The organism is Candidatus Pelagibacter sp. (assembly GCF_052048095.1).
Taxonomy (GTDB): Bacteria; Pseudomonadota; Alphaproteobacteria; order Pelagibacterales; family Pelagibacteraceae; genus Pelagibacter.
The window spans coordinates 689,398-711,607 of the sequence record NZ_JBNAKG010000001.1 but is presented as its reverse complement, the minus strand read 5'-3'; the positions used below and the strand labels follow the sequence as shown (position 1 = coordinate 711,607).

Genomic DNA, 22,210 nt, shown 5'->3' with positions numbered 1-22,210 from the left:
ATTAAAAAAAAATTTAAATAAATTAATTTAAATGAAATAATTTTTTTCCAAGAGGGCTAATAGGTTCTTGGGGAGTTAGAGGTTTACCCAATTTTTGTTCTGTTATTTTAAGTAATTTTTTTGCTAAACCTTTTTTTCTAAAAATAGGATTTACAAATATATATTCAATTTCACCACTATTATCATATCTAATAAAACCTAAAGTGGTATTTTGATTCTTAAAGGTAATAACACCATCAGTTTCAATTATATCATAGTTAACATTGAACATGATGATTATGTGGTTAAAGATACCTTGATTTAAAGAGACAAAAAGTCTTATCTATTTTGAATTACTTTTTTTCCATCATGAAAAGCATGATAAACAAACGCGAAAGTATAATCGTAAACAATATCTTGTAATATTCCATCGACCTCTTTTTGAACTCTGACAAAACCTAAATCTCTGCCTTCTCTGATTTTGCCCTCCTCAAGTGCTGAATTCAAACCCTCTGACCAAGAAATAATTATACCGTTTTGTTTAAGAATCTTTTCTCTTTGAATTAATGATAGAGAATAAGCAACATCTTCAACAACAATTACATAATCCATTGGACTTATGTCTTTAGGTAAGCCACCACTATATAGAAATGGAAACCCTGATTTATCATAACCAACATACGGATTGTCCCCATATCTTCTAGCTGCGTTACCTTTTAATATCTTAATCTCGTATCCATTTTTTTTAGCAATATCTAAAGCTTTCTTAAAAGAGACAATTAAAGCTGGTATTTTTTCTAATTTTTTACCAGCTAATTCACCTACAATTCCTTCACCGGTGAATTGTTGCCACCAGGTTTCAGTTTGCCTGTCATACATTATTAAGTCTGATTTTCTTAATCTTCCAGATGTACCAAAATCTAAAATTCTATCTTCAAATCTACGATCAAACACTATTGAGGCGTTACATAAAGGACAATATGTGACAGAAACTGGTACCCCGCCAACTTCATCATTTACTATTTCATGCCAAGTTAAAACTCTAATTGGATAAATTTTTGCCTCATTATTTATCTCTAAATATATTACTGGTTCATTAAAACCCATACTAATATCCATTTTTTTAAATTTAGGATTATCTATTGGAGGTATTCCATCTCTTGGAGGTCCACCTGAAATTATCTCGTCTAAAAAAATAGTTGTATTTTGAAAATCATTCTTTGGAAATTCAGCTTTTGCTCTCTTTAAATCAAATGCAAAAAGATAATTTGAATGAAATAATAATAAAATAACAAGGATAAATTTTTGCATTTACCCTAGTAATATAACAAAGCTAAAATAATTCCTATAATTAATATAAAAATTGTAACAACTATATAATTAATTTTAATGTTAAATTTTTTATAGATAAACTCATTTATCTTTTCCCAAAACAAAACAATAAGAAAAACTATTACAGCTGGAATTATAAATTTAATCATTATCGTTCACGTATATTGATACACCTCTTGTATTTATATCTACATCAAATTTTTTATGTAAAGGTGGAAATGCTCTTTGAGAACAATCTAATCTATCGCAAGTTCTACAAGAAACTCCTATTGGAATTTCTGTTGACTTATCATTAACATTTGCATTTTCAGTATATACAAAGTCTTTTGCATACTTTGCATCACAACCTAAACCTATTGATAAAATACTTCTGGCTTGACCAAATCTTCCAACGCCCTTCTCTACTGTTCGAGCAATACAAACATACTTTTCTCCATTAGTCATTTTACTTACAGCTGCTTGGATAACGCCTGGTCTTGTAAAAGCAGAATAAACATTCCATCTAGGGCAGGCTCCTCCATATCTTGGAATTTCAATTCCTGATAAAGAAAATCTTTTTGAAATATTTCCAGCCATATCAACCCTTAACATATGAAAAGGAATACCTGGTAACTTTGGATCTTGAAGACATGTTACTCTATGAGCAACTTGTTCAAATGAAGTTGCGAAAGTATTTTGTAATAGCTCTAAATCATATTTTAATTTTTTACATTCTGCGTGAAATAATTTGTAAGGCATTAAAATTGCGGCACCACAATAATTTAACAATGCAACTTTTGATAATCTTTTAGATTCTTCACTTGGAAATTTAAATTTAGATAAATATTCTTCTATTTCTTTATTGGCACCCTCTTGTGCTATTTGAGCTGCTGCATGTAGTTTTTTAGTTTCTAATGAACTATAATCACTTAATAATAATTCTTTTTTATTTTTTAAATATATCTTTGAAAATGGTTTGTCTTCTGCAGGAATTACATCTTTAACGGCTATTGAATATTCTTTTTTTAAGTAATCACATAGAGATATATATCTCGTTCTGTTATTTTTTTGAACTTTAGCAAAAACTTTATTTGCAAATTCTTCTAATTTAGGAAAATAATTGTTATTATCCTGAATAAAATCTGAAATTACTTCACCTGGAAAAGAGCTTTTTCTATTATCTACTATCTTTCCAGAAATCTTTTCAATTTTATTTATTAATTCATGATCTTTCTTTTTTAATATGTCACCCAATCTAACAATTGCTTTTCCAATTTTTGGATTTGTACTTACTAAATCTTTAACTTCTGGTCCTAAAATATCTAAATCTTCAAATAAACTATCATCTAAAATTTCTGAAACTGTATTTTGTAAATTAACATCTGCTTTAGATGTGAGGTCTGAAAGCTGAATGTTAAGAATCTCACAAACTTTTAATAGTAAGTCTCCATCTATTTTTCTTTTTCCACTTTCTATTAAGTTCAAATAACTAGGCGAAATATCCAAATCCTCAGCTAATTTATTTGCTTGTAATCCCATCTGTCTTCTAAAAGACTTGATTTTAGGCCCTATTTTTAAATCAAATTGACTCATTTTTACTATTTGTAAATTTTGTAAATTTATTTTTACAAAATTTTTTGTTGATTTACAAGCATTTTAACACTTTTTTATGGAATTTGTAAATTTTGTAAATTATATAATAGGTATGAGTTCAAAATTAAAAAACACTGAAAATTCGAGCCAAATCGTTAAATCAGAGGAACATTCTCATCACCAGAACAAAGGTATCTACATGAGAGATGATCATTGCGATTGGGGTTCAAGTGGAATTAACGATCTTACTAGCAAAGACCAAGAATCTAAGTAATCGCAACTTCTCCTTTAAGTAATTTTCAAAGACAATTTTTTTTAACAAATAACAGATAGGATAACCCTAATGAGTGCAGAAAATGTATCATACGATCTAAAAAGATTTGCAGGTATACAAAGAGATTATACACCTGAGGAAGTTGAGAGACTAAGAGGTTCAATTAAAATTGAATACTCAATGTGCAAGTACCAATCTCAAAAATTATGGGATCTATTAAACTCTCAACCTTATGTTAATACATTAGGATCTTTATCTGGAAACCATGCAGTACAACACGCAAAAGCAGGATTAAAAGCAATTTACTTAAGTGGTTGGCAAGTAGCTGCAGACGCAAACAGTGCTGGTGAAATGTATCCTGATCAATCTTTATATCCATATGATAGTGCGCCAAAATTAGTTGAATCTATGAACAATGCATTAATCAGAGCAGATCAGATTCAACACATGGAATTGCAAGATGGTGAAATGAAACCGGAAAACAAAGTTGATTATATGTTGCCAATTATTGCTGATGGAGAAGCTGGATTTGGTGGACCATTAAATGTTTTTGAATTAGCTAAAAAATTCATTAAAGCTGGTGCAGCGGGTGTTCACTTTGAAGATCAGTTAGCTAGCGAGAAAAAGTGTGGTCACATGGGTGGAAAAGTTTTGGTTCCAACTGGAACAATGGTTAAAAACTTAAAAGCTGCAAGATTAGCCGCTGATATAGCTGATGTACCATTAATCATATTAGCAAGAACAGATGCAAATGCTGCAAAACTAATTACAAATGATCATGATGAAAATGATAAACCTTTCTTAACAGGTGAAAGATCTCCAGAAGGTTTTTATTATGTAAAACATGGTATTGATCAAGCTATATCAAGAGGACTTGCTTACGCACCTTATGCTGATTTAATTTGGTGTGAAACTGCTACTCCAAATCTTGAAGAAGCTAAAAAGTTTGCAGATGCAATCCATGCAAAATATCCTGGGAAGTTATTGGCATACAATTGTTCACCTTCATTCAATTGGAAGAAACATTTATCTGATGCACAGATTGCTACTTTCCAACAAGAAATTGGTAAAATGGGTTATAAATTTCAATTTATTACCCTTGCAGGATTTCATACACAAAATATTGCAATATTTGAACTTGCAGAAAAATATAAAACAGAAGGTATGACAGCTTATTCTAGAATTCAACAACAAGAATTTGCGAGAGAAAAAGATGGTTATACAAGTGTCAAACATCAAAGAGAAGTTGGTACATCATATTTTGATGCTGTTTCAAATACTATTAGTAGTGGACAAAGTTCAACAACAGCTATGTCTGGATCAACTGAAGAAGAGCAATTTTAAAAACTGTAATTTTTTCCCCTTTCTAAGTTTTTAAGAGGCCTATATATAATATAGGCCTTTTTTTTTATTTTTTTGTAATTATCATCAGCAGTGATTTTCCAAATGTGTGAAATGTTAATTTATCTAGTATTTTGGAAAATGGAATTAAAGCATTCCATAACTGAATTTTTCTATTAAAACTATTTTTATAATTTTTAGTAAATAATTTTGACATTAAAGATAATAAATAACCGATACTGTCATAATATTTTACAATAATATTCAAGTAATCTAAATCTTTAAACAGTTTGAGCAAACTTTGCTTATTATATCTTCTAAAATGATTAACATCTTTATCAAAGTTAGAATATAAATGTTGAAATGCAGGAACATTTATAATTAATTTGCCACCTTGTTTTAAAGAATTAAAAGCTTTTGATATTTCTTCTTGATCTTTTTCTATATGTTCTAATACATCAAGATAAATTATTGTGTCATATGTATTCTCTTTTAATGAAAAAAAATCATTCTTAATGAAAAAATTTTTATTATTTCCAAATTTAAATTTAAGATTGTCATATAAATCTTTGGAGGGCTCGTATAATTCTAAAGTTTCGACTTTATCTTTATAAATTTGTAAATTTTCACCATTTCCAGGACCAACTTCGGCAACATGGCCTCTTATTTTGTTTGCTATCAGGGTATTTTGATAATTTCTAAAGTTGGAAGAGTTATCAAAGTGTTCTAGTTCCCAGCCTTTGTATTCAATATTACTCATAATTAATAATTTTTTACATTATAATAAAATTATTCACAATTTTTTTTATTTTGATATATCAATCAGAAATATAACTTAAAGTCTACTTCAGCATATAGAATTAAATGTACGAAAAATTAATAAAAGACATTCAAAAGAAAATAATTGGAAATGAATTTAAAATAAAAATTTCTATTGCAACCATATTAAGTGGTGGGCATATATTAATTGAAGATTTGCCGGGAACAGGAAAAACTACATTTGCAAAATCATTAACTGCAGCGATGAATTTAGAGTTTAAAAGAATACAATTCACCTCTGACTTATTGCCAAGCGATATAGTGGGCTATACTTATTTAAAAAATGATAATTTTGTAATTAATAAAGGTCCAATATTTACTAATATTGTTCTTGCAGATGAATTAAATAGAGCAAGTCCGAAAACACAGAGTGCTTTTCTAGAGTCTATGGAAGAAAAGACAGTGACTATAGATAAAGAAACTTTCAATCTACCAAATCCATTCTCGGTAATTGCAACACAAAATCCATCTGATTTATCTGGCACTTCTTTATTACCTGAATCACAATTAGATAGATTTACAATTTCATTTTCTTTAGAGGAGTTAAATAAAGAACAGCGTATTGAATTATTAAAGAATGAACATAATAACTTAGATATAAACTCTGATTTTAAATTTGATCAAAATGTAAATGAAATTAACAAAGTCAATGTCAATCGTAACGTTATTGAATATATAGATAACATTTCTGAACACATTAAGACTAATTACAGTAATACTCACATCTCACCACGATGTCTTAAACAAACAATTAATCTTGCAAAATCATTAAGTTATCTAAACTCTAGCAAATATGTTACTTATCAAGAAATTAAAGATGTTATACCTTATGTTTTAAGACACAGATTAAATATTGTTGAAAAAAAAGAATTTTATAGTTTTATTGATGAAGTTCTAAATAAAGTGCCTTTTCCAGATGGAAAATAAATTTTTAAATAAATTTATTCACAAAAAATCTTTAAAAAATCCAAATACAATAAATAGGAAAAATTTATACATATTTCCAAATTTTAAAGGCTTTCAAATTGGAGCTATGATTTTTTTTTGTTTTGCAGTTGCAATATTATATCAAAATAATTTTGCTTTATTATTATCAATAATTCTTTTTTTTATATATTTCATTTCAATTTTAATTTCTTATCAAAATTTATTAAATTTGGATTTTTCTTTAATTAGTAAGTTATACCCTGCAAATAAATTGGTTAATTTAGATTTTCAAATAAAAGAGAGGCAAAACAAAGAAAGGCTTAATATAAATTTCAATATTAAAAGTGATAAAATATCAAAAGACATTAAAGACAATACTATAATTTTCTTAAAATATAAGTTTAAAAAAAGAGGTGTTAACAAACCACCTATTATAAATGTCAATTCAATATTTCCTTTTGGGATATTAAATACATTCACAAGTGTATCATTAATTGAAAATATTACTGTGTATCCAGAGCCAATAAGGCCTTCAAATGAAATTTTTGATAGCTTAAATAATCTAGATAGTAATGAAGGATTCGATTACGAGTTTGATAAAATTGAGGAAAATAAAGAAAATACCAACCTATCAAAAATATCTTGGAAACATTCATCAATTAAAAAAAAACTTTATGAAAAAAAATTCAAATTTTCAAATAATTTGCAACATGCAATAATTGATCTTCAGAAATTAAATGCAGAAAGTTTTGAAAAAAAATTGTCATATGCTGCTTTTTTAATTGAATATTTCTACAAAACCAAAAAACCATTTTTGTTGAAAAACAATGAATACATTTCTACGGTCGCATGTTCATTAGAGCATAGAAATAAACTTCTTACATATCTAGCTTGTGCATAAATTTAATTTAATAAATTACAACTTTACTGCTTTAATAATGTTATTATTGAGTTTTTTACTTGTTATTAATGAAGTAGATTTAAAAAGTAATTTATTCTTTTTCTTATTATTATTTTTTTCAATTTTTCAAAAAAATTTGAATTATAAATTTAAAAAAGTTTTTAGCTCAATATTATCAATTGCAACAATATATATTCTTTTTGTATTTAATGATTACACTTTATCAAAAGAATATTTTATTAATTTAATATTAGGTTTAATTTTTTTAAAATATTCAGAATTAGAAAAGAAAGAACATCAGTATTTTTTTAATTTTAGCTGTGTTTTTTTGGCTATTAGTTCTTTGATTTATGGTCAAGATTTAATTAGCTCTACTTTATCATTTATAATAATAATTCTCTCAATAATCCATTTATACACTTTAAATCAGACTAAAATCTTACATTTAAATATAAAAAATCTTTTTAGATATCTACTATTTGCGCTAAGTATTTTACCGGTAATTGCTATTGTATATTTTACATTTCCGAGAGCAGAACTGAATATAAAACTTTTTGAAACCAAAAAAAATCAATTAGGCATTCCAGATAAAATTAGCCTAGGTTCTTTTCAAGATATATCTGACAGTGATGAAACAGTTTTTATCTACACCAATTCCAATGAAGATATTGATAAAAAGTTTTATTTTAGAGTAAAGATATTTGATAAAATGACTAGTAATAAAGATTGGATCAATACTGAGTATAGATTAATGCTTTCTAAATTTAAGAATGATTTTAGAATAATTAAAACTGATAATAAAGATATATCAGATGCTTCATTAATTATCTTTCCTCATGATAAGAATTGGGTGCCTAAATTAAATGACTATAACTATATAAACAAAGATCTTAACTTAAATCTTATTAATAACACAATTACTTCAAATAAAATTTTATCGAATAAAAAATCTTATAAACTTTTTTTTGAAAGAAAAGATATTTCTTATCAAGAAAATATGATTAAATATTATACACAGTTGCCGAATAATGTGTCACCACTAATGAAAGAATGGGCAAATATAAATTTAGCTAATTCAAAAAATAAAAAAGATTATCTAAATAATATTTTAGAAGAATTTAAAAATAATAATTTTTACTACAGCCTGACTCCTTTAGCAAAAGGTAACGATTATGAAAATTTTTTCTTTAATTCAAAAACTGGTTATTGTGAATATTATGCGGGGACTTTTGCACTTCTAGCTAGATTAGCTGGTATACCCTCAAGAATTGTAACTGGATATTATGGTGGTTCTTATAATGATATCGGTAAATTTTATACGTTTAAACAACAGGATGCTCATTCTTGGGTTGAAATATTTTTAAACAACAATTGGATTAGATATGATCCCACATTATCTATACCTAATGAAAATATATTAGAATCAAATAATACAAATTTTGAAATTAATAATACGTTAAATCAAACTTCTTTAGAAACATCAGAAGATGGCATAAATAAAATTGGAGTATATTTTGAATACATGAATTATGTTTGGACTAATAGTTTTTTAAAATATGATGAAAAATCTAGAGAAAATTTTATTAAAAAAAATTTAGCTAACACAGATAATCTAAAAATAATTATATTATTATTTTTATTATTAACATTCACATTTTACAGCTTAAAATTAATAACTTTTATTTATTACAAAAAAATTCTTTATCCTTTATTTTTTAACAAGTTAAAAAATAGATATAAGATAATTTCAAATCATATGACACATCAAGAAATTTTCAAATCACTTGACAAGAAGGATCAAAAAAAGTTTCAAAACTTATTTGATAATTATGAAAAAAATAAATTTGATAGGAATATAAAAATTTCTTTAAAGAATTTTTATGTTATTAACTTACAAATATTAAGATATGCTCTATCAAGAAAATAAAATAATTTTCAACAAATTAATCTTTATTTTTGCAGCTTTAACAATTTTCGCTATTCATCAGGTAATATTTTTGTCTTATCTAGATTTAGGTAAATATCATTATGATTACCAATCAGCTTTATCGCGTCTTATATTTGGCAAAATCTGGTTTTTAAAAAATGGTTTATCTGTACCCTGGTTTACGCCCCATATATGTTGTGGAGCTCCATATTATGCAAATCCACAATCTGAATTTTATTCTCCCATTCAGTTTTTATTCCTATTCTTTAAACCTTTAACAACTTTCAAAATAGTGTTTGTTTGTTACTCGTTTATCTCATTTGTAGGATTTTTCTTAGTTTTGAGAAAAATATTTAAACTGTCGTATTACGCTACTCTAGTAGGATCAACAATATTTCTTTTTAATCATTATTTCGCATTCCATTATCTATCTGGGCATATTGGTTGGGGCTTGTTTTCAATTATACCAATTTTTTTCTACATTTCAGCAATTTCAATAAATCAGTTTAATGGCAAAAATTCATTCTTTTTAATAATCAGTGCTGGTTTAATTTTTTCAATAATGATGCATAGCGGTGGAACAAGGATAATTATGGAAATTTTAGTTTCTATTTATTTTTTATTATTACTTCACCTTATTGTTTATAAAAATTTTAGAATAGTATTAAACGTGAGTTTAAGTGTTTTTTTTGGTTTATTAATTTCGTCTTCAAAAATTTATGCAGCTTGGTCTTTCGTAGAAAACTTATCAAGAGATGTTGAGCCTATCTTTTTTAACAATATCACAGGTTTTATTTCTGTCTTTATGGATTTTTTCTTTTTAATACCTAATGAAAATGTTACTGAACAATTTGGTTCTCAAACAGCAACATTATCTATTGAAGAGTTTTCATTTAATATTTCAATTTTACCTTTGGTTATTTTATTTTTTTATTTAAGAAACTTGCCATCCATAACTAAAGATAAAACAAAGCTATTATATAGTTTAATTTTATTGATAAGTTTTTTTATCTTAATTCTTTTAAATTTTTCTAATACATCAATAGGCTCTCTTGTAAGAAAAATTCCTTTTATTTCTAATGATTGGATTTCTTTTAGAATGTTAGCTCCACTAATAATTTTATTTTCATTTTTATCAGCTATGATGTTTGAAAAAATTAATTTTAAAAAAATCAAACTTATCACAATTATTTTTATATCAATTGTGATAATTCAAAATATAACTTTTGATAGAAATAAACTTTACAAAATTTTTGTTCATACAGCTTTAAAAGATTTATTTAATTACAATATTACTAAAGATAATGTTGATGAATATAGTATAAAAGAAATAATTACTGTTTTAGATAAAAATTCAAGTTACGATGGACCTTCTCAACATGACTTTTTCTTAAAAAATCAATCTATCCAATTTTGTTATTTTTCTATGTTTGGTTACGATTTAGAAATTCTCAAACCTATTGTAAAAGAATTGATATTTAATAAAAATGAAAAGTGGACAGTTGATGGTAATCTAATAACCGCTAAAAAAATTGGATCGCCAATAAATATTTATAAAGGAAACCCTCTTCATGAAAATAAAAGACAATTAAATTTTATTAACCCATCATGTTATATCAATCCTGAGGGAAATGATTGTAATAAGAATTTTTTATTCAAATCTGATAAAAAAAATGAATTAATAAATTTTTTGAACTATAAACCTTTTGAATTTAAACAATTAAAACTTCAAATATTTTTTAATTTTATAAGTATTATTGTTTTTTTATTTAGCATAATTTATTTTTTTGCTTTCTTATCTTTTAAAATTTGGATAAAAAAAAACCCCTCTAGAAATTAATCTAGAGGGGTTTAATTATTTTTAAATATTATTACTTAAGTTGGAAAGCTTTAGCTTTGTATTCACCTGTGCTTCCCGCACCAGCAGCTCCATCAGCTGTATAGTACTCAATTAAGAAATAACCAGATGATCCACCTGCTGCAACTAAAGACGATACAGGAACTTCTGCACCATTAGTTGTTTGGTTAGCACCAGCAAAGAACCTTACGTTGATATTTCCTTTTTTCATTGAAGCAGGAGCTCCAGAGAATACCACTTGGTGTCCGCCACCAGCATCAAATGGATTTTTAAATGCATTTCCATATCCATCTGTTGCAAAGTAACAAGTTAAACCCCTTACAAAATCTTCCATATCAGAACTGTAAATTGTAAATGGTGACAAACCTGTAGTACATGAGCTGGCAGTAGCTGCAGCACTTAATGCACCTGATACAGTCTGGATATTATTGTTTAAAAGAGTTAACTCTGTTTCAGTAAATCTTTTAACTGAGTTAAAGTTGGCTATACCTACTCTGCTTTTTGCTGAGTCTGTATAACTTTGATAACCCACGATCCCAACACCTGCTAAAACTCCAATAATTGCAACAACAACCAGAAGCTCTACAAGTGAGAAACCTTTTTGTAGTTTTTTCATAATTATGTATCCTTTAATTAATATATATATTTATTGTTCTTCTAATCATATTTTTAACCTTGTAAATGATAAAATTTCGTCATTTTTATGAAAAAAAACTAAAAAAATTAGTGGTTTTTGCTCATTAAAAAAACTGATGAAATCCATTTTTTTTTAAAAAAAATACGTTATGAAACAATTAATGCTATTAAGTAACAATAAAATTAAGCTTTTTGAATATGCAATATACTTGATATCTTTTTCGTTGTTTTTCTTTTTTTTTGGAGAGACTTTAAATTATGGAAGAACATATGACGATTTTGCTTTAGTTGATAGGGTTATAAAATCACCAGGAGATGCTAAGCTAATTTCAAGCTTTCTTTACGCAAAATTTCACTTTTATCCGATTTATTTTTTATCACATGAATTAGATAATTTTTTAACTTTTTTAGTTAATTTCAATAATTTTGAAATTTCAAATGCAAAGATTGCAAAATTTACTAACATGTTTTTACATGTAACAAATTCATTTCTTGTTTATCTGTTTTTAAAAAAAATTTTAAAAATTGAAAATGAATTAAAAGACAATATTTTCGCATATTTAGCGTCTCTTATTTTTTTATTTCATCCCATCACATCACAAATAATATTTAATATTACAACAAGAAATGAAAGTTTGGCTTTATTCTTTGGTTTACTAACATTCATTTATTGTATTGGACATACTTATGAAAAAAAAATAATTAATTATTTTTTCATTTCTTTACTTTTTTTTTTCTCGTTATGTTCAAAATTAACAACAGTTTATCTTGCAGGTTTGATTCCTTTAACAATTTTTTTGCTTAATTTTCATAGTGTTAATCTTAAAGAAAACTTTAAAAGAAATTTCGATATTTTTGTTTTATTAGCAATTACTTTTTTTATCTATTACTACTTAAGAAATATTTTTACAGAAGAAAATAATCTAAATTTTTTTAGTGATCTTTATAAATTCATATTTTACTTTTTAACGTCTCTTAAATTTTATTTAATTGGATTATTTTTTCCGTATGAACATATTTATGTGAATGCAGAAAATTATAATATTTTTTCATCAGTAATTTTATTTTCTGTATTTATAATTTTTGGATTTATATCATTTTATTTTTTTTGGATAAAAAAAGACCCTATATTGCTAATCAGTTTTTTTTGGATTTGTGCAAGTTTATTTCTACCAATACTTTTTGGAGTAATCGAGTATGGATTTCCTTTAATATCCAACTTAGCTGAAAGATATCAATATTCTTCGGTTGTTGCAGTTTCAATAATTTTTATTTGGTTTTTTAAAAACCTTACTAAAAAGAAATATTTAAATGTATTTATATCAGGATTTTATTCTTTAATTTTATTTTTTTGTATTTTTATTTTGGTTGATAGAAGTCTAGTTTACAAAAATAACTTTATCTTCATGGATCAAATTGACGAAAATAGCCCAAAGAATGTCCATAGATATGCTTTTACCTTAAATATCAAAAATTCTATTTTAGTAGATGATATGAAATCATATATTTTTAATCTTTATCAATTTTACCAATTAGATACATCTTTCGAAAAAGCTATTTTGGAATTTTTAAGATTTTATATTTATGAAAAAAATGAAAAAGGTATTGATTTTTTTGAAAATGAATTCACAAAAAACTTTGAAGATGATCCTCCAAGAAAATTTACATTAGCTAGATTTTATACTGTTCATGAAGAGTATAAAAAGGCACAAAGTGTTTTAAAAGAAATTTTTGATCATTATGATGATCTTGAGGTAAGAATGAAAAAAGAAAATAAAAGAGTTACTTTTTTAGATCCCCCTTTAGATGATTTGTATTTTGAACTTGGTAAAGTTCATTTTTACATGGATGAAAAAGAGAAAGCTTTAGAATATTTCAAAACTGCAAATGTTATTAATCCTATGCATGCTACAGCATTGTATAATGCTGCTATTACATTAAAAAAAATGGGCCTTATAGAGGATGCATCAAAATTATATTTAGATGCAATTGAGATAAACCCCTTTTTGAGGGAAACATCTAATAATATATTAGCTAGTAGCATTCAAAATAATAATGAATAATGAAATTAGCATAATAATACCAGCGCTGAATGAAGAAAAGAATATTTCAAAATTAACACATAAGTTAATAAAAAATTTAAAAAAAATTAGATTTGAAATCATTTATGTTGATGATAACTCCGAAGATAATAGTAAAAAAATTCTTTTAACATTGTCTAAAAGATTTAAATTTTTTAAACCTGTCTTGAGAAAAAAAAACAGAGACCTTACGCAATCCTGCTTTGATGGCATAGAAAAGGCTAAATATAAAAATATCTTAATTATGGATGCTGATCTTCAACATGATCCTAAATATATTTCTAAAATGTTAAAAATATTTGTAAACAATTGTGATATTGTGATAGGTGCGAGAAAACTTACAGCAGGTAAAAATAAAGGTTTATCAGAATTTAGAAGATATGCATCTGTCATCTTAATTTTTTTATTCAAAATATTTAATATCAAAACTAATGATCCTATGAGTGGTTTTTTTCTTTTTAAAAAAGAAATATATTCACAAAACAAAAATAATTACTTTGGTAGAGGATTTAAAATATTAGCTGACATATTGATTAATTCTAAAGGTAATTTAAAAGTGAGAGATTTTTATATTGATTTTCAAAGAAGATATGAAAATGAAAGTAAAATGAATTCGAAAATACTTTTTATATTAATTGAATTTTATTTTAGAAGTTTGATTAAAAAATTATTTATCTAAAAGTTTTTTGGCTATTTCATCAATAGCAATATCATTATTCTTTATCCAATCTCGAGATTTTTTTGATATTGAATTTTTAACATATTTTTTTGCATCGAAAAAATTACTGAATTTTTTGGTTGGTTTCTTAAACTCCTTGTTCAAATCTGTAGAGCCAATTTTATCAAGAACACTTTTAATTTCATATTCTGATAATTGTTCTTTTAACAAGTTAAATTGTTTGTCCATTTCTTTTTGAATTTTTGGAAAAACTTCTTTTTTTAATTCTTCAGATATAAACTCTGGATTTATTTTTTGTTCAGGCTTTCCTTTTCCGCTTTCCATATTTTTCTGCAGAATTGAATGACTGTGTTGAAGTTCAGAGGAATGATACATTTGTAACATTCTCATATTTTGCATATCCATAATTTTTGACATTTGATCAAACTTATCTTGCAGTTTTTCAGACTCTGATTTGTTTCTTTCTTTCTCTACAATTTTATTAACAAGTTCAGGCTCCATATTGTCAATTTTTTGATGAATTTGATTAAACTTTTCATCTGTTTCATTTTTATATAAGGAAATTTTATCTAAAGTTTCTTCAATTTTATTATTTAAGTTATTTAAAGAGTTTTCAATTTTTAAATTGTAATCTTGTAAATCAGTAATTTTATCTAATTGTAAGTTTAATTGCCCAATTTGATCTTCTAAATTTGCAAAGTTCTTGCTTGCTTCATCTTCATATTTGGAAAACTCCTGATGATAAGTATCATTAATATTATTGATTTTGCCCTCTAAATTTTCTTCTGATCTATTTAATGCTTCGGTTAATTTGATATCTAATTCGTCATTAAACTTTTCAGAAAAAAGATTTTTTTGATTTAACAATTCATCTAATTTTTCTGTTAATTCTGAACTATTTAAGTCTAAATCATTTATTTTAGCGCTTAACAAATCAATTTGTTCATTTGATAAGCTCACTTTTTCTAAAGTATCCTCTGCTAAAGCATCATTTACATACGTTGCATCGTTATTAGTTGTCTCTAATTCTTCATTTAATGGCATTTCCTCACTATCTGGATCAGCTTCATGTGTATCAATATTTTCAAAATCCTCCTCTAGATCGGTAAAGTCATTATTTTCGTTACTAACGTCTGAAGGTATTTCTTCTGTATTTAATGTTTCGTCATTTGCTATATCGGTAGAGGCTGTTACAGTATCAGCAACTTCTTCAGTTAAATTGATTATTTCATCTACTTCCTCTATCAGTTCAATAATTTTTTGGTCGTTACTTTGAATTTCATCTTTGAGTTCAATTACATTTTCATTCATATTAAAAAGTTCATTATTAGCCTCTTCAATATCATTTAGATTTTGATCTATAATTTCGTTATTTAAGAAGATAACTTTATTATTTTTATTGCTATTTCTTATAGGTGTTTTTTTTACCGAAGTAGTATCTGAAGATGATAATACAACAGACTCGTTAGTGCCTGTAGATGAAAGTTTTGCCTGAACTCCATCCTTTAAATCAATTACTTGTTTGCTAAAAATCTCTTTAAGTTTTTGCACATAAAGCTTTCTTGATAGTTGAAGTTTTTTATCTTTTAGCAATTCAACCTTAACTTCATCTAGGGTTTTTTTGATGTAATTTGGGGTTTTTTCCATATAATAAATTTAAAGTACGAATCATTAACAGTTTATCAAACCCGTTAATGATAGTAAAAAATTATAATGTTTGGATCTAACAAAAATACCAAAGCAGTTGAAGACGAATCGCTAAGAGATAAATCTAAATTTGTCGTTGTTGGTTTTACTGTTATGATCGTATCCTTCTTGACTTTAATCTTTGGAGAAATCTACACTTCTATACAGCTATCTAAACAAGCACAGCTAATAGCGGGTTCGGGTGGAGTTAGAGAACAGTCTGATAATATCGTTATTGAGATGGCTAAGGTAGGTAAGGATGTCAATAAAGCTGAGTATGAATATATTCAAGAAATAATGAAGTTCATGTCTCCTACTGAATTTCAAAATTTCAAAAATTCTATCTCTGGTATGGCTACAAAATTTGATGTTCAAATAAATAGTTTAAATGAAGGTAAAGCAGATGGTTTAGGAAAAATATATGCTGTAAATTATGTCGAATATCAATTCTTAAGCACTTTTGAAAATTTAACAAAATTAAAAAAAAATATTTCAGACACTGGTTTTAAAATTAATATAGTTGAAGAAACTATAGAAAGAGAAAGTCCAATCTCTAATAAAGTTAGAGCAGAAGGTAAAATTGGAGTTTATGTTTTTCCTGGCAAAGAAAAACTTTTAAAAGATAAAGCATCAATTATAGAACAATTTGCAAAAGAAGAGGATAAAACTAAACCAGAAGATAATCCTGAGAAAAAAACTGAATAACTATTGAAGTTTTAATGGTACTTTTATGTGCTCATATACTGGCACAAGGAATTCTAAATAACTTTTCATAAAAGGAAATGCCGCAGAGATATCTTCTCTCATAGGCACAATTGTAACTGAAAATACAATTGATAAGAGAATTAAGAGATAAAATAATAACCTTGTCCTTCTTCCAACATCAACTTCTGATTTTTCTTCATATTTTTCTTCTTCGTGTTTTTTTTTTAATGCATTTCTAGCATCACGTATTCTATCTCTTTTGAATAGACGTTGAAAAAAATTAAGATTTTTGTCTCTTTCGATTTTTAGATTATCTAAATTTTTATCCATCTCTTCTTTAGATGGAAGATCACTATCTTCTTCTGAAAAAATTTTGAATTCTGATACCTTGTTAGAATTATCTTCTTCAATTTCACTATCTTTAAATAAATCTTTATCTAACAACTCTTCTCCCTCTACATCTGGAAGTAATTCCTCAGAAGGATGAGCTGTTTGTTCTTCAGAAATATTAGATGAAGGTTGATTGTAATTTGGTTCTGATTTTGTTTCCTCTTGATAATCATTTTGAACAATAGGTTCTTCTAAATTTGGAGTTTCTTCTGTTTCTGCTAAATTTCCTTGATTAGGATGATAAAACCAGACTTCTGAGCATGATCCACAACGTACTTTTGAGCCTTCAGATGGCATTAGCTCATCGGCTAATTTAAACTTCTTTTTTCCACAAATACAGTTGATAATCATATGTTGTAATATAAAATTAATAATATAAAAAAAGCCTTATGTCTATCGAACAAAAAATTAACGGAAACACAGGAATATTAATTCTTTCTGATGAAATTGACTTAGACAAGTCACCGCAAGTTAGAGAGAATATTAAAGATTTAATTGACAAAGTGAAATCAGTTGAAGTGCATATGTCTGCGGTCAAATATATAGACTCATCAGGTATTGCTGCTCTAGTTGAAGGTATGCAACTTTCAAAAAGTAATTCTAAAGAATTTAGTCTAACTGATGTGAGTAATGAAGTAATGAAAGTGATACAGTTAGCGCATTTAGATAAATTTTTCACAATAAAAAGTGTCACTGGCCAAGATGCAATCGAAGGAGGTTCAGAACCTGCTCCTGCTCCTGAACCAGAGCCTCAAGCAAGTGAAAACGTTGATTTAACATCATCATCAGAAGAAACTCAACCAGCTGAGCAAACACAAACGGAAAGTAACGATACAGAGGAAACTCAACCAAGCATCAAAAGAGATGATGACGATGGTGATAAGATTAAATTCAAAAGGTAAGTGTTAACCTTTTTTTTGTTTTCTATTGGATCAATATTCGGCAGTTTCTACAACGTTTGCATTTACAGATTACCTAATGATTTAGATGTTGTCTCAAAAAGTTCATTTTGTACTTCATGTAAATATCAGATACCTTTTTATTTAAACATTCCAATACTCTCGTTTATTTTCAACCTAGGTAAATGCAGAAATTGTAAAGCTAAAATAAGTATAAGTTATTTAATTGTAGAACTTTCAACCGCATGTCTATTTGTATATTCGTACTTTAAATATGGATTAAGTTTTGAATTTGTTGGTTATATTATTTTTTATTCAAGCTTGTTAATCATTTTTTTTACAGATTTAAAATATTATTTAATTTTAGATAAAGTAACTTTTCCAATATCTTTTATTGGCTTGGTGATAACTTTTTTTAATTTTAATCCTTTCAACGTGGATATCCAAAGCTCAATCATTGGAGGAATAATTGGTTATTTAATAATTTATTCTATTAGGTTTTTATTTTTTAAAATTAGAAAGATTGAAGGTATGGGTTTAGGAGATGCAAAATTATTTTTAATGGTTGGTATTTGGCTTGGAATAGAATCAATTTATTTAATTTTAGCAAGCTCTGCAATAGTTGGAGCAATTGTGGGCTCAATATTTATTTATTGCTATAAAAAAAATAAAGATTTTCAAATTCCATACGGTTGTTTTATAGTCTTGGCCTCAGCGTTATATCCTTCATTCGGATCACTCTTTTATAATCTTATCTAAAGATATAATATAAAAATAAGTGATTCGTGAAAAATGGATAGAACTTTAATAACTCAAAATATAAAAAAAAATTATCAACTATTAGATAACAACCAATATGGGTTAGCAGAGCAAAATGCTTTTAATTTATTAAAACATGATCCAAATAATCATGAAATTTATAATTTAATAGGCGATATCCATTACAGACAAAATAATTTTGATAAATCAATTTGGTATTATTTTTCCTCTTTAGATAGAAGTTTTGATACTAAAGCTCTTAATAGAATAGGTACAAATATTTTTTTACTAAATAATCTTCCTGTAGCAGAAAAAATATTAACAAATTTATTGGCTCATGATCCTAAATATATTGCAGGATATTTAAGTTTGGGTTTAGTTTATGAGCAAAGTAAAAAAATTGATAAAGCAATAGACTGTTATAATGCTGCAATAAAAATAGACCCTAAAGATATAAAACCATATTTAAGTCTAGCAACACTTTATAAAGAACAATTAGAATATGACGAGTCAATCAAAGTTTATCAGCAAGGTTTGATTAACAATCCAAGTAATCACATTATACTAAGTAATCTTGGTAATCTGTTTTACCTGCAACATAAATATGAAGATGCTATCATTAGTCATCAAAGAGCAGTCAAGTCAAAACCAGACTCATACGAGGTTCAATTTAACTTCGCGAATACTTTACTTAATTCTGGAAAATACACAGAAGCAATTGAAGCTTATAGAAAAACTTCAGAATTAAAACCTAACTTCTATAGAGCTAAAGTTAGTTTAGGATCAACCCTGTTATCAATGGCAAATTTTGAAGAAGGATTTAAAGAATATAATTATAGAATATATGAGGATAAAAATTTTCAATCTGTTCTTGATAAAAAGAATTTAATTTGGAATGGACAAAATGTTGAAAACAAAAAGATATTAGTTATTGCAGATGATGGTCTTGGGAATACATTGCAGTTCTCGAGATACCTTGAAATTTTAAGTCAGTTAAACTGTAAAATTATTTTTAAATGTCAGGAAGAACTGCACCATTTCTTTGAGGACATGATACATATTGAGGAAATTGTAGGTCTAGACAATGATTTTCAAGAATTTGATTATTGGGTTCCCCTCCAAAATTTAATTTATTTATTAACACCTGATTTAACAGCTAATTGCCCTCTTCCATCTATTTTAAAAATTAATGATAATAAATTATTGGAATGGGAAACATTAATCGCATTAGATGACAAAATTAAAATAGGGTTAAATTGGCAGGGCAGCAAAACAAACCCTAGAGTTGCTAGTAATTCTGTTACTTTAGATTATTTTAAAAATATAGTCTCAGATAAAGCTGCAAGTTTTATTAGTTTGCAAAAAGGTGCTGCTGTATCTGATATTGAAAAATTACAATTACAAAAAAATATAATTAGTTACGATATGTTGATGGATACTGGCTCAAAAAAATTTTTAGACTCTGCGGCAATCATAAAATATCTAGATCTAGTAATTACAACAGACACTTCTGTTGCTCATTTGGCAGGAACATTGGGTACTCAAACGTGGTTATTATTACCAAAAGTATCAGATTGGAGATGGTTAAATTCTAAAGATGAAACAATATGGTATGACAATTTTAGAATTTACAGACAGAGAAGGCAAGGTGATTGGCAAGAAGTGTTTTCTAGAGTTGAAAAAGACTGTTCTGAACTTATTAAAAATATTACCGAACTAAGAAGTAGCTAGTTTAATTTTTTCCAGAAATTTTTATTTATCTCAGGTGAAATTCCTTTGAGCCTAGAAATCATTAATTTTGATTTTTTTAACAAAACTTTATCTTTGGATACAGCTTGTTTAAATTTTTTATGCTCAGAAATCATAAATGCAAATAATTCGGCCTTATCTTCTGCAGAATTATTTCTTGCATATTCAGATATAAAACCTTCAACCGATGTATCTATACCCCATCCATCTAACATTGATCTATTTGTATAAGGAACTTTATTTATCTTTTCCCATTTCTCATCTAATTGCATCAAGGATAATGAAGAGTCTATTATGTGATAATATTCATGGTGAAACAAAAGTTTAACGGTTTCTTTTTTAATTTTTGGATTTTTATATTTATTTAAAATTGATAAATTTAAATAAAAAACTCCTGGTGATTGATCAACATGCCCAGGAGCTAATCCTCCTGGTTCAAATCCCAATTCTTCATCTTCAATTTTTTCACAAATCATTACATATTTGAGACCAGAATTTTTTATAAAACTTAACGGATAAATTTCTATTTCTTTAACTAAATAACTTACAACTTCTCTATAATTTGATTTGGTTTTGCCGCAAAAAAAATTTCTACTATTTTTAAAATTTTCTTCACTTATCAGGACATCTATTCCTCTTGTTGTAAATATTTTTTTTGATTTTATGAATTCACCTAAAACTTTTAAACTTTTCTTTGAACTATCATACTTAGCATATCTATTATAGTTTGAATTTTTTGTGAGTGTACGGAATCTTACAAGACAATCTAGTTCACCAGCCTCTTTACAATCATCTAAAGCATTTTTGTCTAACGTTTTTTGAGAAAATGGCCCCCACCGAGTAAATAATCTTCCCGAAACAGACTCTACAACACTGCCTTTAAACTTTTTATCTTTTTTTCTATTTTCTTTTATTGTTGAAATGTAATCTTTTATGAAATTGGCTCTTTCTTCATAAGACTTTCTTACTTGCTCAGTGATATTACCAGCATTTAAATCACTATTAAAAGAAATAATTATTATTAAAATAATTAAAACTTTCATTAAATATTTTTATAAAATTTAATACTAAAGCTAGATGAGATGTCTCTAAGTTTTTCTGTATAACAAGAAGCAAATACTTCAAGACTATTTTGTTGTGGCGCATCTGTCATAACAAAATTTAAACTATTATCTGTTGGTTTTTTTTCTTCTAAATCGTATCTGTTAAAATAATCTCGCCACAAATTTATTTTTTCTTTACATTTATTTAGGTCACCTTGTTTTTTGTCATTAAATGCTATTATTGAATAAACTTGATTATTTGCATTCGTATAAAAGTAATAGTTATTAAAGTGATTTGATAATTTGGAAGGTTCAACTACATAACATTTTCCTTCAGTAGTATTTTTTTCGCATTCACCAATTACAACTAATTTATTAAGATTAATTTCTTCTAAAAAATATTGATCAAAAATTTCTACTAATCTATTTTTTGGTAAGTTTATTTCATTGATATCTTTTGGTTCTAACAGATCATCAACATTAGAAACATTCATTCCTTCTGTTTCCTCAGAAATTTCTTCAACTACCTCTGTATCTTCTTTAGGTTGCTGAGATTCTTGACCCGGTAATTCTCCCGACTCACCTGAAAAAGCACTTACGTTAAATAGAAAAATTAATAAAAATATTTGAATTAATATGTTCATTTATTTAAA

At 26.4% G+C, this 22,210-nt stretch carries 21 protein-coding genes; 12 read left to right on the top strand and 9 right to left on the bottom strand.

Features of this window, described 5'->3' with window-relative positions:
- Positions 1 to 22: 22 nt before the first annotated feature.
- The 3 genes from ACTT9P_RS03640 to ACTT9P_RS03630 all read right to left on the bottom strand — a co-directional run bounded on the left by ACTT9P_RS03640 (position 23) and on the right by ACTT9P_RS03630 (position 2,883).
- Positions 23 to 271, bottom strand: a complete 249-nt coding sequence (locus tag ACTT9P_RS03640; RefSeq protein WP_440909336.1) for a GNAT family N-acetyltransferase — start codon at positions 269 to 271, stop codon at positions 23 to 25.
- 47 nt (positions 272 to 318) lie between these two features.
- Positions 319 to 1,290, bottom strand: a complete 972-nt coding sequence (locus ACTT9P_RS03635) for a DUF3179 domain-containing protein (RefSeq protein WP_440909335.1) — start codon at positions 1,288 to 1,290, stop codon at positions 319 to 321.
- Between the two features lie 162 nt (positions 1,291 to 1,452).
- Positions 1,453 to 2,883, bottom strand: coding sequence for a helix-turn-helix domain-containing protein (locus ACTT9P_RS03630; protein WP_440909334.1), 1,431 nt, complete (start codon positions 2,881 to 2,883; stop codon positions 1,453 to 1,455).
- A gap of 112 nt (positions 2,884 to 2,995) precedes the next feature.
- Here ACTT9P_RS03630 and ACTT9P_RS03625 point away from each other — a divergent pair, with 112 nt between their 5' ends.
- Both ACTT9P_RS03625 and aceA read left to right on the top strand, forming a co-directional pair.
- Positions 2,996 to 3,157, top strand: a complete 162-nt coding sequence (locus ACTT9P_RS03625; RefSeq protein ID WP_440909333.1) for a hypothetical protein — start codon at positions 2,996 to 2,998, stop codon at positions 3,155 to 3,157.
- Between the two features lie 69 nt (positions 3,158 to 3,226).
- On the top strand, positions 3,227 to 4,501 hold the full coding sequence (aceA, locus tag ACTT9P_RS03620) for an isocitrate lyase (RefSeq protein ID WP_440909332.1): 1,275 nt from the start codon (positions 3,227 to 3,229) through the stop codon (positions 4,499 to 4,501).
- Between the two features lie 64 nt (positions 4,502 to 4,565).
- Here the strand turns inward: aceA and ACTT9P_RS03615 are convergent, their stop codons facing one another.
- Positions 4,566 to 5,258 carry a class I SAM-dependent methyltransferase gene (locus ACTT9P_RS03615; RefSeq protein ID WP_440909331.1) on the bottom strand — a complete coding sequence of 231 codons (693 nt, stop codon included), beginning with the start codon at positions 5,256 to 5,258 and terminating at the stop codon, positions 4,566 to 4,568.
- A gap of 104 nt (positions 5,259 to 5,362) precedes the next feature.
- On the opposite strand from ACTT9P_RS03615, the gene ACTT9P_RS03610 reads away from it, so the two are divergent.
- The 4 genes from ACTT9P_RS03610 to ACTT9P_RS03595 are packed head-to-tail and all read left to right on the top strand — an operon-like array spanning position 5,363 to position 10,912.
- Positions 5,363 to 6,244, top strand: a complete 882-nt coding sequence (locus ACTT9P_RS03610) for an AAA family ATPase (protein WP_440909330.1) — start codon at positions 5,363 to 5,365, stop codon at positions 6,242 to 6,244.
- A complete protein-coding gene (locus tag ACTT9P_RS03605) occupies positions 6,234 to 7,145 on the top strand; it encodes a hypothetical protein (protein WP_440909329.1) in 912 nt (303 codons plus the stop codon). The genes ACTT9P_RS03610 and ACTT9P_RS03605 overlap by 11 nt, the downstream gene beginning before the upstream one ends.
- On the top strand, positions 7,138 to 9,072 hold the full coding sequence (locus tag ACTT9P_RS03600; protein ID WP_440909328.1) for a transglutaminase family protein: 1,935 nt from the start codon (positions 7,138 to 7,140) through the stop codon (positions 9,070 to 9,072). Before ACTT9P_RS03605 ends, ACTT9P_RS03600 begins: the two co-directional genes overlap by 8 nt.
- A complete protein-coding gene (locus ACTT9P_RS03595; protein WP_440909327.1) occupies positions 9,053 to 10,912 on the top strand; it encodes a hypothetical protein in 1,860 nt (619 codons plus the stop codon). The genes ACTT9P_RS03600 and ACTT9P_RS03595 overlap by 20 nt, the downstream gene beginning before the upstream one ends.
- Before the next feature lie 31 nt (positions 10,913 to 10,943).
- On the opposite strand, the gene ACTT9P_RS03590 is transcribed toward ACTT9P_RS03595, so the two are convergent.
- The gene (locus tag ACTT9P_RS03590; RefSeq protein WP_440909326.1) at positions 10,944 to 11,546 is read right to left on the bottom strand and encodes a pilin; all 603 of its coding nucleotides are present in this window, start codon (positions 11,544 to 11,546) and stop codon (positions 10,944 to 10,946) included.
- 169 nt (positions 11,547 to 11,715) lie between these two features.
- On the opposite strand from ACTT9P_RS03590, the gene ACTT9P_RS03585 reads away from it, so the two are divergent.
- Both ACTT9P_RS03585 and ACTT9P_RS03580 read left to right on the top strand, forming a co-directional pair.
- Complete coding sequence (locus tag ACTT9P_RS03585; RefSeq protein WP_440909325.1) at positions 11,716 to 13,629, top strand: hypothetical protein; 1,914 nt, start codon at positions 11,716 to 11,718, stop codon at positions 13,627 to 13,629.
- Complete coding sequence (locus ACTT9P_RS03580; protein WP_440909324.1) at positions 13,622 to 14,326, top strand: glycosyltransferase; 705 nt, start codon at positions 13,622 to 13,624, stop codon at positions 14,324 to 14,326. The genes ACTT9P_RS03585 and ACTT9P_RS03580 overlap by 8 nt, the downstream gene beginning before the upstream one ends.
- On the opposite strand, the gene ACTT9P_RS03575 is transcribed toward ACTT9P_RS03580, so the two are convergent.
- A complete protein-coding gene (locus tag ACTT9P_RS03575) occupies positions 14,315 to 15,973 on the bottom strand; it encodes a hypothetical protein (protein WP_440909323.1) in 1,659 nt (552 codons plus the stop codon). The genes ACTT9P_RS03580 and ACTT9P_RS03575 overlap by 12 nt on opposite strands.
- 66 nt (positions 15,974 to 16,039) lie before the next feature.
- Here ACTT9P_RS03575 and ACTT9P_RS03570 point away from each other — a divergent pair, with 66 nt between their 5' ends.
- Positions 16,040 to 16,717, top strand: a complete 678-nt coding sequence (locus ACTT9P_RS03570; RefSeq protein WP_440909322.1) for a hypothetical protein — start codon at positions 16,040 to 16,042, stop codon at positions 16,715 to 16,717.
- Here ACTT9P_RS03570 and ACTT9P_RS03565 read toward each other — a convergent pair whose 3' ends face one another.
- Positions 16,718 to 17,458: a zinc-ribbon domain-containing protein gene (locus ACTT9P_RS03565; RefSeq protein WP_440909321.1), complete on the bottom strand. Its 741-nt coding sequence runs from the start codon at positions 17,456 to 17,458 to the stop codon at positions 16,718 to 16,720.
- A 38-nt stretch (positions 17,459 to 17,496) separates the two neighbouring features.
- On the opposite strand from ACTT9P_RS03565, the gene ACTT9P_RS03560 reads away from it, so the two are divergent.
- From ACTT9P_RS03560 to ACTT9P_RS03550, 3 genes are read left to right on the top strand one after another with little or no spacing between them, the layout of a single operon-like run.
- Positions 17,497 to 18,009: an STAS domain-containing protein gene (locus tag ACTT9P_RS03560; RefSeq protein ID WP_440909320.1), complete on the top strand. Its 513-nt coding sequence runs from the start codon at positions 17,497 to 17,499 to the stop codon at positions 18,007 to 18,009.
- A 15-nt stretch (positions 18,010 to 18,024) separates the two neighbouring features.
- On the top strand, positions 18,025 to 18,765 hold the full coding sequence (locus ACTT9P_RS03555; protein WP_440909319.1) for a prepilin peptidase: 741 nt from the start codon (positions 18,025 to 18,027) through the stop codon (positions 18,763 to 18,765).
- Between the two features lie 33 nt (positions 18,766 to 18,798).
- Positions 18,799 to 20,496 carry a tetratricopeptide repeat protein gene (locus ACTT9P_RS03550; protein WP_440909318.1) on the top strand — a complete coding sequence of 566 codons (1,698 nt, stop codon included), beginning with the start codon at positions 18,799 to 18,801 and terminating at the stop codon, positions 20,494 to 20,496.
- On the opposite strand, the gene ACTT9P_RS03545 is transcribed toward ACTT9P_RS03550, so the two are convergent.
- Together ACTT9P_RS03545 and ACTT9P_RS03540 are read right to left on the bottom strand one after the other, a co-directional pair.
- Complete coding sequence (locus tag ACTT9P_RS03545) at positions 20,493 to 21,557, bottom strand: putative zinc-binding metallopeptidase (protein ID WP_440909317.1); 1,065 nt, start codon at positions 21,555 to 21,557, stop codon at positions 20,493 to 20,495. The genes ACTT9P_RS03550 and ACTT9P_RS03545 overlap by 4 nt on opposite strands.
- On the bottom strand, positions 21,557 to 22,201 hold the full coding sequence (locus tag ACTT9P_RS03540; RefSeq protein WP_440909316.1) for a hypothetical protein: 645 nt from the start codon (positions 22,199 to 22,201) through the stop codon (positions 21,557 to 21,559). Before ACTT9P_RS03540 ends, ACTT9P_RS03545 begins: the two co-directional genes overlap by 1 nt.
- Between the last annotated feature and the right edge of the window lie 9 nt (positions 22,202 to 22,210).